This window comes from Achromobacter sp. 18P8.1.1 (assembly GCF_057799415.1).
The window spans coordinates 1-13,759 of the sequence record NZ_JBYOKH010000087.1; the positions used below are offsets into that span (position 1 = coordinate 1).

13 protein-coding genes are annotated in these 13,759 nt (G+C 65.1%); 10 read left to right on the forward strand and 3 right to left on the reverse strand.

Annotated elements, in window-relative coordinates:
• The first annotated feature begins 35 nt into the window (after nucleotides 1–35).
• From AC27VE_RS30370 to cyoD, 6 genes are all read left to right on the forward strand, one after another.
• Nucleotides 36–1,238 (forward strand): ATP-binding protein, encoded by a 1,203-nt coding sequence (locus AC27VE_RS30370; RefSeq protein ID WP_006222598.1) that lies wholly within the window; start codon nucleotides 36–38, stop codon nucleotides 1,236–1,238.
• 5 nt (nucleotides 1,239–1,243) lie between these two features.
• On the forward strand, nucleotides 1,244–1,795 hold the full coding sequence (locus AC27VE_RS30375) for a response regulator transcription factor (RefSeq protein WP_006221322.1): 552 nt from the start codon (nucleotides 1,244–1,246) through the stop codon (nucleotides 1,793–1,795).
• A 258-nt stretch (nucleotides 1,796–2,053) separates the two neighbouring features.
• Nucleotides 2,054–2,962, forward strand: coding sequence for a ubiquinol oxidase subunit II (gene cyoA / locus AC27VE_RS30380; RefSeq protein ID WP_006222597.1), 909 nt, complete (start codon nucleotides 2,054–2,056; stop codon nucleotides 2,960–2,962).
• 2 nt (nucleotides 2,963–2,964) lie between these two features.
• Nucleotides 2,965–4,941, forward strand: coding sequence for a cytochrome o ubiquinol oxidase subunit I (gene cyoB, locus AC27VE_RS30385; protein ID WP_006222596.1), 1,977 nt, complete (start codon nucleotides 2,965–2,967; stop codon nucleotides 4,939–4,941).
• Nucleotides 4,942–4,944: 3 nt separating this feature from the next.
• Complete coding sequence (gene cyoC / locus AC27VE_RS30390; protein ID WP_006222595.1) at nucleotides 4,945–5,559, forward strand: cytochrome o ubiquinol oxidase subunit III; 615 nt, start codon at nucleotides 4,945–4,947, stop codon at nucleotides 5,557–5,559.
• Entirely contained in the window at nucleotides 5,559–5,909 is a 351-nt protein-coding gene (gene cyoD, locus AC27VE_RS30395) for a cytochrome o ubiquinol oxidase subunit IV (protein WP_006222594.1), read from the forward strand. Before cyoC ends, cyoD begins: the two co-directional genes overlap by 1 nt.
• 72 nt (nucleotides 5,910–5,981) lie before the next feature.
• Here cyoD and AC27VE_RS30400 read toward each other — a convergent pair whose 3' ends face one another.
• Nucleotides 5,982–8,462: an ankyrin repeat domain-containing protein gene (locus tag AC27VE_RS30400; protein WP_488705813.1), complete on the reverse strand. Its 2,481-nt coding sequence runs from the start codon at nucleotides 8,460–8,462 to the stop codon at nucleotides 5,982–5,984.
• A 210-nt stretch (nucleotides 8,463–8,672) separates the two neighbouring features.
• Between AC27VE_RS30400 and AC27VE_RS30405 the strand changes: the two genes are divergently transcribed.
• Entirely contained in the window at nucleotides 8,673–9,302 is a 630-nt protein-coding gene (locus tag AC27VE_RS30405; protein ID WP_280026559.1) for a nitrogen fixation protein NifQ, read from the forward strand.
• 12 nt (nucleotides 9,303–9,314) lie between these two features.
• Here AC27VE_RS30405 and AC27VE_RS30410 read toward each other — a convergent pair whose 3' ends face one another.
• Entirely contained in the window at nucleotides 9,315–11,387 is a 2,073-nt protein-coding gene (locus AC27VE_RS30410) for a TonB-dependent receptor domain-containing protein (RefSeq protein ID WP_488705815.1), read from the reverse strand.
• Nucleotides 11,388–11,543: 156 nt separating this feature from the next.
• Here AC27VE_RS30410 and AC27VE_RS30415 point away from each other — a divergent pair, with 156 nt between their 5' ends.
• On the forward strand, nucleotides 11,544–11,759 hold the full coding sequence (locus tag AC27VE_RS30415; RefSeq protein ID WP_006222589.1) for a SlyX family protein: 216 nt from the start codon (nucleotides 11,544–11,546) through the stop codon (nucleotides 11,757–11,759).
• 10 nt (nucleotides 11,760–11,769) lie between these two features.
• Here the strand turns inward: AC27VE_RS30415 and AC27VE_RS30420 are convergent, their stop codons facing one another.
• The gene (locus tag AC27VE_RS30420; RefSeq protein ID WP_488705814.1) at nucleotides 11,770–12,588 is read right to left on the reverse strand and encodes a class I SAM-dependent methyltransferase; all 819 of its coding nucleotides are present in this window, start codon (nucleotides 12,586–12,588) and stop codon (nucleotides 11,770–11,772) included.
• A gap of 221 nt (nucleotides 12,589–12,809) precedes the next feature.
• Between AC27VE_RS30420 and AC27VE_RS30425 the strand changes: the two genes are divergently transcribed.
• The gene (locus tag AC27VE_RS30425; protein WP_006222587.1) at nucleotides 12,810–13,166 is read left to right on the forward strand and encodes a DUF4148 domain-containing protein; all 357 of its coding nucleotides are present in this window, start codon (nucleotides 12,810–12,812) and stop codon (nucleotides 13,164–13,166) included.
• A 162-nt stretch (nucleotides 13,167–13,328) separates the two neighbouring features.
• Complete coding sequence (locus AC27VE_RS30430; protein WP_006222586.1) at nucleotides 13,329–13,709, forward strand: hypothetical protein; 381 nt, start codon at nucleotides 13,329–13,331, stop codon at nucleotides 13,707–13,709.
• Nucleotides 13,710–13,759 lie beyond the last annotated feature (50 nt).

Here is a 13,759-nt window from a genome sequence, read left to right on the forward strand (position 1 = left end):
GGGGGGGGGCCCCCCCGCCACCTCTGTGTCTGGATATGCCCGGTAGTTCCGCCTTTTCATTCCTGCGTACCTTATGCAGCCTGCGCTGGCTCGCCATCGCGGGCCAAGCCGCCACCATCCTGCTGGCCAGCAGCGTGCTGGGCCTTGCCCTGCCGCTAGAGCCCCTGTGGATCGGCGTGGGCGTGCTGATCGGATTCAACGCCTACGCCAGCCTGCGCCTGCGCCGCCCCCGCGACCTGTCTCACGCCACCGCCTTCGGCCACCTGTTCGTGGACATGGCGGTGCTGTCGTGGATGGTGGGCTGGAGCGGCGGCATCAGCAATCCGTTCGGCACGATGTTCCTGATCCTGACCGCGCTGGCGGCCCTGGCGCTGCCGCGCAACTGGGCGCTGGCGGCGGCGGTGGCGGGTATTTCCGGCTATGCCGCCGCGGCCATCTTCGGCCAGCCCCTGCGCGGCGACGTCGACACCCATTCCCTGCTGCTCTGGGGCCTGGGCGTGAACTTCCTGATTTCCGTGGTGGTCGTGCTGGTGTTTTCCACCCGGCTGGCGTCCGACCTGCGCGACCGAGAGCGCGAGCTGGCCCGGCTGCGCGAACGATTCACCCGCAACGAAGGCATCGTCGCCCTGGCCACGCACGCGGCGGCCATGGCGCATGAACTGAACACGCCGCTTGCCACCATGACGCTCCTGGCCGACGAGATCGCCGCCGAGGTCAAGGACGACGACCTGCGCGACGACGTGGCCACCTTGAGCCAATTGCTGGCCCTGTGCCGGGAACGCATCCGCAATCTGGCGGTCCCAACCGCGGTGGACCTGGTCCGCGTGGTGGGGCAATGGCGCCTGATCCGCCCGACGATCGACCTGCAACGCTCGGGCGCCCTGCCGACCAGCCTGCGGGTGGACCCGGCAATCGCGCACCTGCTGCAAGCGCTCTTGAACAACGCGGCGGACGCCGGCGAGGCCGCCGAGGCCCCCCGCGTGGACCTGCATCTGGAATATGGCTATGGCGCCCTGCGTGGCGAAGTGCGGGACTACGGGCGTGGTTTCGACCCCGACCAGACCCTGCTGCCCGCGACCAGCCTGTTCAACAGCGGCAAGCCGGGGGGGTTGGGCGTTGGCCTGGCGCTCTCGCACGCCACCGTGGAACAGCTGGGCGGTGAAATGACCATGACCGCCGCCTCAGGGGGAGGCACCCGCATCCGCTTTTACCTGCCCCTGGGCAACCCCGGAACCTGAAAGTGATGAATCCTACCGACCTTGGCCTGTTGATCGACGACGACGAACTGTATGTGCGCACCTTGCAGCGCAGCCTGTCGCGCCGTGGCCTGGAAACCCGAACCGCCACCGGCATCGCGGAAGCGCTGCGCGTGGCCGAGGAGATCCGCCCGGCCTTCGCCTTGGTGGACCTGCGCCTGGGCGAGGACTCCGGCCTGACGCTCATCCGCCCCCTTCGCGCCCTGCGCGCGGACATGCGGATCCTGCTGGTCACGGGTTACGCCAGCGTGGCGACGGCGGTGGAAGCCATCAAGCGCGGCGCGGACGACTACCTGCCCAAGCCGGCCACCGCGCCGATGATCCTGCGCACGCTGGGCCTGGTGAAGCCAGAATCCGTTACGATCGAAACGACCATGACGCCGTTGCACCGCCTAGAATGGGAGCACATCCATCAGGCCCTGCATGAGACCGGCGGCAACGTTTCGGCGGCGGCGCGCCTGTTGGGCATGCACCGCCGATCCCTGCAGCGCAAGCTGGCAAAAAAACCGGGGCCGGAACGCGAGGTGCTTGTCGACTGATTTGTGCGGTTGCGACACATCTTTACAACACCCCCATGTGCACCTGCGACATATCGTCGCACCCCCGCTCTGCTTCCTAGGGCATCTGCTCCCTAGGAAAACCCTGAATCTGCCCCACTGGGGGCAGAATCCTCCCAGGCAATGCGACCATGTGTCGCAGGCTTGACCGATATCAAGCCGATAGGATGGACGTTGCTGCTTGGCAGCATTCCAGCTTGCTGCTTCGCAGCATTTCCAACCATCCATCCAAGGCTGTACGTGAAACACCCCCTCCTTGCGACCCTAACGCGCATTTTTGGCGTCGGCGCGGTCATGCTGCTTGGCGGCTGCAACATGGAAATCCTCTCCCCCAAGGGAGACATTGGCGCTCAGGAAAAGACTTTGCTGTTCACGGCGACGGGGCTGATGCTCATCGTTGTGATTCCAGTACTGTTCATGATCGTGTCGTTTGCGTGGAAATACCGCGCGTCCAATACCAAAGCCGACTACCAGCCCAAGTGGGCCCACTCCACGGCGATCGAAGTCGTGGTCTGGACCGTTCCTTGTATCATCGTGGCGATTCTTGCCGTGATCACCTGGCGCTCCACGCACGCGCTGGATCCCTACAAGCCGCTTGTTTCCGAACACAAGCCCGTCACCATCGAGGTGGTGTCGCTGGATTGGAAGTGGCTGTTCATCTACCCCGAATACGACATCGCCACGGTCAACGAGATCGCGTTCCCCGTGGACGTCCCGGTCAACTTCCGGATCACGTCCGCGTCGGTCATGAATTCGTTCTTCATCCCCCAGCTGGGTAGCCAGATCTACTCGATGGCCGGCATGGAAACGAAGCTGCACCTGAACGCGACCGAAGCCGGCACCTACGCGGGCATCTCGGCCAACTACAGCGGCGCCGGCTTCTCCGGCATGCGCTTCAAGGCCATCGCCACGTCGCAGGAAGGGTTCGACAACTGGGTCAAGGAAGCCAAGGCATCCCCCACGGCGTTGACGCCCGAGGCCTACGCTGAACTGACCAAGCGCAGCGAGCGCAACCCGGTCGTCAAGTACTCCTCGGCGCCTCCCGCCATGTTTGATTTCATTCTGGGCAGCACCATGTCCAAGATGGCCGGCGTGGACTCCGCCACGTGCACCCCCACGTCGAAAAATCTGATCGCAGGAATTAACTAACAATGCTCGGGAAACTCACCCTCGAGGCCATTCCGTACCATGAACCTATCGTCATGGTTACGCTGGCCGCCGTGTGCCTGGGAGGCCTAGCGGTCTTCGGCGCAGTCACTTACTTCGGCAAGTGGAAGTACCTCTGGACGGAATGGCTGACCTCCGTCGACCACAAGCGCATCGGCGTGATGTACATCATCGTCGCGCTGATCATGCTGCTGCGCGGCTTTGCCGACGCCATCATGATGCGTACCCAGTTGGCGGTCGCGTCCGCCGACTCCGCGGGCTTCCTGCCTCCCCACCACTACGACCAGATCTTCACCGCCCACGGCGTCATCATGATTTTCTTCATGGCGATGCCCTTCATCACCGGGCTGATGAACATCGTGGTGCCGCTGCAGATTGGCGCCCGCGACGTGGCCTACCCGTTCCTGAACTCGCTGAGCTTCTGGCTGTTCGGCGCCGGCGTCGCACTGATGATGATCTCGCTGTTCGTGGGCGAATTCGCTGCGACCGGCTGGCTCGCCTATCCGCCGCTGTCCGGGTTGGATTACAGCCCAAGCGTCGGGGTGGACTACTACATCTGGGCGCTCCAGATATCCGGGTTGGGCACAACGCTTAGCGGCATCAACTTCATCGTGACCATCCTGCGCATGCGCGCACCGGGCATGAGCCTGATGAAGATGCCGATTTTCACGTGGACCTCGCTGGTCACCAACGTGCTGATCGTCGCCGCCTTCCCCGTCCTGGCCGCAACGCTGGCGCTCCTGACCGCCGACCGCTACCTGGGCACGCACTTCTTCACGAACGACATGGGCGGCAACGTCATGATGTACGTGAACCTGATCTGGATCTGGGGCCACCCCGAGGTCTACATCCTGGTGCTGCCGGCGTTTGGCGTGTATTCGGAAGTGGTTGCCACCTTCGCCCGCAAGACGCTGTTCGGCTACAAGTCCATGGTCTACGCCACGGCCGCCATCGGCGTGCTGTCGTTCCTGGTCTGGCTGCACCACTTCTTCACGATGGGTGCGGGGGCCAACGTCAATGCCTTCTTCGGCATTGCGACAATGATCATCTCGATCCCGACCGGCGCGAAGATCTTCAACTGGCTGTTCACCATCTACCGCGGCCGCCTGCGCATCACGACGCCGGTGCTGTGGACGCTGGGCTTCATGATCGTCTTCGTCATCGGCGGCATGACCGGCGTGATGCTGGCCATCCCCGGCGTGTCGTTCGTGCTGCACAACAGCTTGTTCCTGATCGCCCACTTCCACAACACCATCATCGGTGGCGTGGTGTTCGGTTGTATCGCGGGCATGACCTACTGGTTCCCCAAGGCCTTCGGCTTCACGCTGAATGAGCGCCTGGGCCGCTACTCGTTCTACTGCTGGTTCGTCGGCTTCTTCATGGCCTTCATGCCCCTGTACATCCTGGGCTTCAAGGGCATGACGCGTCGCCTGAACCACTACGACAACCCCGAGTGGCAGCCGTACCTGCTGGTCGCACTGGCTGGCGCCGCGCTGATCATGCTGGGCATCTGGTTCCTGCTGCAACAAGTGTTCGTGTCGGTCCGCCAGCGCAAGCAAAACCAGGACGTCACCGGCGATCCCTGGGATGGCCGCACCCTGGAATGGGCGATCTCGTCGCCGGCTCCTTTCTACAACTTCGCCCACGTTCCTCACGTTGAAGAGCTGGACCAGTTCTGGGAAGACAAGCAAAGCGGCAAGGCCTACAAGCGCCCGGCCAAGTACGAAGACATCCACATGCCGAAGAACACCGGCGCCGGTGTGTACATCGGCCTGTTCGGCCTGGTGATGTGCTTTGCGCTGATCTGGCACATCTGGTGGCTCGCCATCGCCGGTTTCGTCGGCATGATCGGTTCGTTCATCGCCCGCGCCTACGACCGCGACGTCGATTACTGGGTCCCGGCCGCGGAAGTCGAACGCATCGAAAACGCCCACTTTGAAAAAATGCAGAAGGCCGCCTGAGCCATGATTCAAGCCGTAGCCACTCACCCCCACGCGGGTCACGACGATCACGCGCATCATGACGATGGATCCAAGACCGTTTTCGGTTTCTGGGTCTATCTGATGAGCGACTTGCTGATCTTTTCGGTGCTGTTCGCCACGTTCGCGGTGTTGTCCAACGCCACCGCGGGCGGCCCCACGGGCAAGGAACTGTTCGACCTGAAGTTCGTCCTGGTCGAAACGCTGTTGCTGCTGTTCTCGAGCTTCACCTTCGGGATGGCCAACCTGAACGTGCACGCCAACAACAAGTCCCGCGCCATGGGCTGGTTGATGGTGACGTTCCTGTTCGGTGCAGGCTTCATCGCGATGGAAGTCTGGGAATTCCATCACCTGATCACGGAAGGCGCCGGCCCGGGCCGCAGCGCTTACCTGTCCGCGTTCTTCACGCTGATCGGTACGCACGGCCTGCACGTCACCTTCGGCCTGATCTGGATCATCGTCCTCTTGGACATGATCCGCCGCCATGGCCTGGACTCGATCAACAAGCGTCGCCTGGCGTGCCTGAGCCTGTTCTGGCACTTCCTGGACATCGTCTGGATCTGCGTCTTCACCTTCGTCTATCTTATGGGAGCCATCTGATGTCGCACTCCGCTGCGGCCGCACACGGCCACGACGATCACGCTGCCGACCACGGCAGCCTGAAGTCCTATATCATCGGTTTCGTGCTCTCGCTGCTGCTCACCTTCGGCTCGTTCGGCCTGGTGATGCACGGCGCGCTGTCCCACACCGTCACCATCATCGGCGTGGTGGCCCTGTGCGTGCTCCAGTTGCTGGTGCAACTGGTGTACTTCCTGCACATGGGCGCGTCGAAGTCGGCCCGCGACAACCTTGCCGCGTTCGTCTTCACCGTGCTGATCATCGCCATCATCGTCGGCGGTTCGGCATGGGTGCTGTACAACATGAACGTCAACATGGGTCACGCCATGTAATGACAGCTTGCCGTTGAAGCAAAAAAAACAGGCGCCTTCGGGCGCCTGTTTTGCATTGCGGGGCCTGCAGGCCTACTTCGGCGCGGTCACCGTCAAGGCCACGCCCACCTGCCTGATCAAATCGTTGGCCGACACGCCGACGTGCGGCTGCACGCGCGAGACCTGGTTCAGATCGCAACTGGCGGCCCCGGCCGCGCCGTCCAGCACCTGTTTCACGGCACGCGCGCCCGTCGGGCTGAGCGGCCCGCCGTCGTCCAGCTGCCACGCCAGCACATCGGCCACCGCCATGCCGCAACGCCACGGCGTGCGGTACAGCCCGGCGTCATGCTCCAGCAGCATCTTCGCTTTGGCTTCCTTGCCCAGGCGCAGCATGATCACCAGCGGCAAGGCGTCGGCATCGGCCACCCCGTCGATGCGCACGCTCTTGTCGGTCCGGTCCGAGGCGTCGGCGCCCTTCTCCAGCCACTCCCGATACAGGTCATCGGGCAGCCACGGCAAACTGAGCGGCGCGATGTTGTTGTTGGTGACGCCCGTGGCGTCGTCCGCGCGCGTCAACGGCACGCCGGCCACGAGCAGGCGGTCGGCGGTGGCGCGCAGCTTGGCGCGCTGGCCGTCCCATTCAGGGCCGTTCTGCTTGATGGTCGCGCGGATCTCCACCTGGTTCCACACGCTGAGCAAGCTGGACAGCGATTCCGGCGTCAGCGGCAAACGCGGCTGGCCGGCGGCTTGCGCCAACTGATCCACCAGCGCCGGCTGCAAGGTGCGCGCCGCCAGACTGAAGGCTTCGTTCAAGCCGTTGCGTTCGGGCGTCTTGCTGGCGCTGTAGCCGCCCACCGCCGCGTCCGCCCCGTGCGCCAATGCGAAGGTCACGCGCTCCGAGACCGGAAACACCGCCGTCGGCGTCAACTCGCCGCTGTTCGATTCGCGCAGCGCTTCCAGCAAAGGCGTTTCCCACATGCCGCGGTTGCCGTAGTACATCCGGACATAGGCCGCGTTGATGTCCGCCCCCTTGGCCAGCAGTTGCTCGGCAAACCAGAAGCGGCTGGGCGAGCCCATGGCGGCGTGCAGCGCAGAGCGGCCGTTCTTTTCGCGCGCGTTCGGGTTGGCGCCCTTGGCCAGCAGGTACGTCAGGCTGTCCTTGTCTTCGCTGTAGTACGAAATGCGCCGCACGAGCAACGGCGTGCCGTTGTAGTCGCCGGCATCCAGCGGCGCGCCCGCCGCGATCAAGGCATCGGCCAGCGCATAGCGCTCGGCCGCCGGTCGCGTGTCCTTGGCGTCCGGCAAGGCGCTGGCCAGCAGCACGAAGCCGTTGTTGGGGCCGTCGGCGCGGGCACCGGCTGCCAGCAGGACCCGTACCGTTTCCAGCTGCTTGCCGGACACCGCCACGGCCAGCGCCGACGTGCCGTTCTCGTTCACGCCGTTGGGGTCTTGCCCGCGCGCCAACTCGGCGCGCACCGCGTCCACGTCATCCGCCCGGATCGCCTTGAAGATGGCCAGCCGAGGCCGGCAGACCGCCGCGTCCAGCGTTTTCTCGTTCAAGGCGGCGCTGATGCGGCTGGCGATATTGCCGGGGATCGGCTCCTTGGCCGCCAGGCGCTGCGTGCAATACAGGCGATAGTCCTCGCGTGCCAGCGTCTCGAAGTAGCCGCGCCTGTCGCCGGCCTTCCCGCTCTGCGCCCAGCGCGCGTCCGCCCGGTTCAGGTACGCCGCCGTGCGCGCAGGGTCGCGGCGCAGCACGTCGCTCAAGATGCGGTCGGCCTGCACGGCGTCGCCCGATTCGGTCAGCCAGAAGCCGTAGTCGTTCAGCGCCGTCAGCATCTCGGGATCCTTGCCGCCCGGATCGATCTCGCGAAAGTCCTGCTCCATCACGAAGCGGCGCAGGTCGGCCAGCGCGCGGGCGAACTCCGCGGTCTTGGCGCGCGGGATGGCGCGCGCCACCTGATGCAGCGTGCGGAACGTGGCCGTCACATCCACCGGCGCCTGATGCTCGAAGCGCACCGCGACAGGGAACGCCTTCAGTCGGCCGGGGTAGTTCGTGAGCGCCTGCTGCAGCGTGGCCAGGGCCTGCGCCTTGCGCGCCTCGTCCCACGGCTGGCTGGCGGTCACGATGGCAAGGTAGGCGTCCGCGCGGACCGTCGCCACGTTGCCCGCCGCATCCACCAGGAATCCATCGGACCGCGAGTCATCGGCATCGTTGTAGGTATAGCCCACCCAATACAGGGTCTCGTCGTTGCGCGGCGTCCTGACCGCCACGTACTCTTCGCGCGACGCCTTCCACGCGGCCGGGTCGATCACCAGGGGCTGGGAACGGAAGTCCAGATGGAATTCCTTGCCCGTTCCCCGCACGTACCGATACAGGTACAGGCGGTTCTCCATCTGGCCGACCAGCACCGCATCGCGGACGTTCTCGGTGCCCCAGACGCGCCGCTCGGGCTCGCGCAACGGGTAGCGCGACAGGCGGATGGACTCGATGGCGGCACCGATATCGGATGCTACGCCCGGCTGCGGCAGCGCCGCCAGGCCAGCCAGCGCCAACAGGAGGGCACCGGACATACGGGAGACTGCGGGACGGAAGCTGCGCGGCATGCGAAGGACAAAGCCAGGAAATCAGGGACATCGATCATACCCCCGGGCCACGCCCGTCTCGCGGGTAAGTCCCGAGTCGCATTTGCCCCACATCACGGAATCGCGGGGGCCTTTCGTTATATATTCCGCAATATAACGATTTCATTAACAGTTGAACGAATTTAGCGACCCGCCCCTATGGACGCCGTGCTGACCCCCACCCCCACCCTGGCCGACGTTCCCCCGTCTGCCCAGCGGTTTGCCCGCGCCCTGTTGCATCACGCGCCACCCGGCCATCCCGACGCCGGCTTTTTCGCCACCGTGATCGGCACCAGCCTGGCGCACCAAGACCTGGCGCGCAGCGGCCTGTGCCCCGACGAACTGCAGCAGATGCTTGATCATTTGTTTCCGGGCGCCCTGGCATCGGATGACGCGCGGCTGGCCATCTTGCGCGAGCAGGCCGACGTTTACGCGCTGCGAGGCCGGGGCGATCCGCAACCCGGCTTCACCCTGCTGCTGCGCGTGCTGCTGGACGCCTACCGTGCGCCCGAACACGAGACCACGCCGTGGGTCACCGGCGTGCTGGTCCACGCCTGCCTGCGGCCCGACCACCTGTGGCGCGACCTGGGCCTGTCCGGCCGCGAGGACGTGACCTTCCTGCTGGCGCGCCACTACCCGGGCCTGGTGATACGCAACGTGCGCAATCTGCGCTGGAAGAAATTCCTGGCGTATTCGGCCTGTGAACACGCCGGGCTGCCGCCTTCCGCCGCGCCCGGCTGCCCGGCTTGCGAAGACTACGGCGTCTGCTATCCGGATGCGCCCGACTGACAGCCGCCCCCGCTAGAACCGGTACGCCACGCCCGCGCCCACGCCCAGGCTGCGCCCGGCGGCGGGCTCGTAATAGCGGCCATTGCTTTCGTTGACGATCACCGAACCTGCATAGCGTTTGTCGAACAGGTTGTCCACGCGCGCGTAGGCATTCAATTCCCACGCGCCCAGGCGCTTCACATAGCCGGCGCTCACCGCCGCCACGAAGTAGCCAGGCGCGTCCTGATCGTTCGCATCGTTCACGTAGATCTTGCTCAGGAAGCGCCCTTCCACCGACGCCTGCCAGCCTTCGGGCGGCGCCCAGGCCAGCGACGCGTACACCGCCTGGCGCGCGATGCCGGGAATCTTATTGCCGGCGCGGATGTCGCCCGAACTGTCGTCCGCGTATCGCGCATTCAGCCACGTATAGGCGAACTGCGTGCGCCAATGGCGCGCAACCTCGCCCGACCAGCCCAGCTCCACCCCGTCGCGTCGCGTGCGGCCCGCGTTCTGATAGCTGGTGCGCCCGCCTGAACTGCCGGCCGACACGATCTCGTTGTCGGTGCCGGTGTGGAAGACGGCGGCCGTCGCCAGACCCCCGGCCATGCGCGCCTTCACGCCGGCTTCCAGATTGGTGCTGAGCGACGGCGCCAGGCCGAAATTCAACCCTGGCTGGCCGCCCGGCCGATACGAGATTTCGTTTAGCGTGGGGGTCTCGAACCCACGTCCATAGGAGGCGTACACGCTGACATCCGGGCTGACCGCGTAGCGCAACGCGGCCACCGGCAGCGCCTTGCGATAGCGTGCGTCGCCACTGTCGTCGCCATTGCCCGCCGTGATGTAGTGGTCGTTGGAGTCGAAGGCGACCGTGCTGTAGCGCAGGCCGGCATCCACCGTCCAACGCTCAGACACCTTCCACGATGCCTGCACGTAGGGGTCGGCGTTGTACACGGTGTTGGTCTCGTCGCGCCGCAGCGCGCCCTGCACCCCCAACTGCTGATCGGCGCCCGTACCAATGAAATTCTGATAACCCTTGCGGTCTTCGCGCATCGAATCGTAAGAAAAGCCGCCGATCAGCGTAAGCGGCCGGCCAGCCAGGTCCAGCTCGGAGGTCCAGCGCAGATCCGCGCCGCCATACCGGCGCGCCAGGTCGATGACCCCGCCCGCCTGCGTGGGCGCCAATTGTGCCGCTGGCGGGATCGACTGGTACTGGGTCGTGTCGCGCTGGCCGTAGTACGCCATCACGCGCCACGTGTTGCGGCTGTCCACGTGCCGCTCGTACACCACGCCGCCCTGCGTCTGCCGCACGGTCTTGCGCGTGTCGTACTGCTCGGCCAAAGGCGCCGCGCGCGGGTCGTCCTGAAACTGCTGGTAGGTCAGGCCCAGGGGATCCTGCGCCTTCAGGTCCACGCTGTTGACCACGATGGTCAGGCGGCTGGCGTCATCCAGCTGCAGGCCCAGCTTGGCGTTGGCCAGGTTCTTGCGCGCCGCGCTGTGATCGCGGTAGCCGTCAGTGGTGAAGCGGCTGGCGTCCAGCACATAGTCCAGCCCGTCCGGCTCGCCGCCGCTGGCCTTTACGCCGTAGCGCCACGTGCCGTCGCTGCCGCCCCAAGCGCTTGCGGACAGGGTGGGCGGCGGTGTGCCGTCTTCCGTGTAGACCTGAATCACACCGCCCGAGGAATTGCCGTACAGCGCGGAAAACGGCCCCCGCAGCACCTCGACGCGGTCGATCGAACCGATGTCGATGTTGGACGTCTGCCCCTGCCCATCCGGCATGGTGGCTGGAATGCCGTCCACGTAGAGCCGCACGCCGCGCACGCCGAAGGTGGATCGCGCCCCAAATCCGCGGCTGGATATCTGCAGATCCTGCGCATAGTTCTGACGGTTCTGGATCTGCAGGCCCGGCACGCCCGCCAGCCCTTCAGACAGATTGATTCCGGGCTGCCCGCGGCGCATGGCCGCGCCGTCGACCACGTCCACCGACGCCGGCGTGTCCAGCACGGCGGTGCCCAGGCGCGTGCCCGTCACGACCACGGGGGCCAAGGTGGGGCCGGCTTCCTGCGCCCACGCGACGTTGGCCAGCCCTTGCGCCAACCCCGCCGCCAGCGAACCGCGCGCGGCCCAACGCAGGCTCCAGTGCGCCCCAAGATGCGCCGCCACGCCGCGCCGTCTGACCTGCTTCGTCAAATTCGTCTCCCGTAGAGCCATGGACCCGCAATTGCCATTGGAAACGCAAAGCGGGAATAGGTTCTAATAGCCGCTATGGAACCATCGCAAGACATCGAACGCCGCCTGCTCGAACTGGAGGTCAAGTCCAGCTTCGCGGACGACCTGCTGGAGCAACTGAACCAGATCATCGTCCGGCAGCAACAGCAGATAGACCGGCTGCTGCGTGAAGTGGCGGACCTGCGTCAGCAGGCCCCCGAGGGCGCCGCGCCCTTCCGCAGCCTACGCGACGAACTGCCGCCGCACTACTGACGCCGCGCCCCTAGTACCGGTAGCGCAGCAACCTGCCCAGGCGCCGCAACGGCGCAACCCGCCGCATCAGCCAGATGGCCGCCCGGGCGGGCCAGGAATACCGGGCCCACTGCGTTGCGTCGCTTTCCTCATACAGCCATTGCTCGCTGCGCAACCGCAGCCCGGGCACCTGAGCCTCAAGGTCCAGCGGATCGCCCAGGCTCCAGCGCATCACCGCACCGGTCGCCCGGAACATGCGATTGCGCGACGCCAGCGCCAGCCCCATCCGGCTATAGGCATCGAAGGCGATCTCGCCCGAGGGGAATTGCGTGGCCACGGTGCGCAGCAATTGCAGCACTTCGTCCTCGGGCATGTACAGGAATAACCCTTCCGCCACCACCAAGGCCCGCCTGTCGGTAGGAATCCGCGACAGCCACCCCAGATCCGACATCGGCGAACCCAGCATCTGATAGCCCGCACGCGCCGGATACAGTGCGCGCCGCAGGTCGATCACCTCGGGAAAATCCACGTCAAACCAGTTGACGTCCGGCGCCGGGTCCACCCGAAACACCCGGCTGTCCAGGCCGCAGCCCAGATGCAGCACCGTAGCGCCGCGGTGCGCGGCCAGGAACTCCCGCACCCACGCGTCCAGCGTGTAGGCCCGCATCGCCAATCCGATCATCTCGTCGCGGCGCATGCCCAGCGCCGCGAAGTCATGGTCGATGCGTGCCACGGCACAGGCGGCGTAGTGGTCCTGCAGCAAAGATCCGGGCAAGCGGCTTTCTTCTGCCTTGGCGTACAGCGTGATCAGCAGCGTGGCTTTTTCACGCGTCAGATGGACCTTTTCCATGCGGGCTCCCAACCGGTCATTCTTGCGCTATCGATTCCATAATTGGTGACTATCGAATAAATTGAATACGTTCATCCCATTTATGGAAATATCTTTTACCCATATACGGGTTTATCCCTAGCTCCAATCGGCGCAGAATTCAGTCATCGGGAAACAGCAACGAACCACGACGGATAGGCCGCCTGATTCGCCCCCTAGGCTCTTGAAATCGGAGAATTACCATGAAGAAGACCCTTGCTACCGCTTTGATGTTGTCCTTGGCCGCCCTGAGCGCTGGCGCCTACGCATCGCAAAATATCGAACCCAACAACGTGCCGTTCCAAGGCGTTTACGGCACCCAGTATGAAGGCCCGACCCGTGCCCAGGTGCAAGCCGAACTGGCTGCCGCCAAGGCCGCCGGCCTGGTGACCAACGTCGAACCGAACAACGTGCCGTTCCAAGGCGTCTACGGCGCCCCCCAGTCGGGCAAGACCCGCGCTGACGTGCAAGCCGAACTGGCCGCCGCCAAGGCCGCCGGCCTGGTGAGCAACGTGGAACCGAACGACATGCCCTTCGCTGGCGTCTACCACGGCAACTGATCTGCCCGGCAACGCTTGACTCCCTCCCCTTGTTGTACCTTGGCCGCCTGCAATCAGGCGGCTTTTTTTTGTCTGGGGGCCGCGTGGCAAACAGGACGGCTTCGCGTACTATCGGCCCAGGTACAAGCAAGATAATCTGATCCATCAGACAGGGAGCCCATCTTGAAATCCACCCGCATTCTCGCCGCATTGCTCGTCGCAGCCGGCATGACGACTGCGGCGGTCGCCGCGCCGCCGGTAATGCTGAACAACTCGCTCATCACGCAGATACCCAAGGGCGACCGCACGTCGTTCCACGAGGCCGTCGCGCAGGCGCTGAACAGTTCAGCCGATGGCCAGCGCACCGAATGGGCCAGCAAGGCACAACCCAAGAAGGCCGCGCCGATCACCGTGCAACTGACGCCGACGCAAACCAGCAAGGTCAAGGACGACCGCGTCTGCCGCTTCCTGGTGGCCGACTTCGCACGGACCAGCACCACCGAGAAATGGCAGTTCTGGTTCTGCAAGCAACCCGACGGCACCTGGAAGGCTAGTAGCAACTAAGCTGCTGGCTGGCTAGCTAGCCCCAGCCACCCCAAAAAAAATGCCCCTTA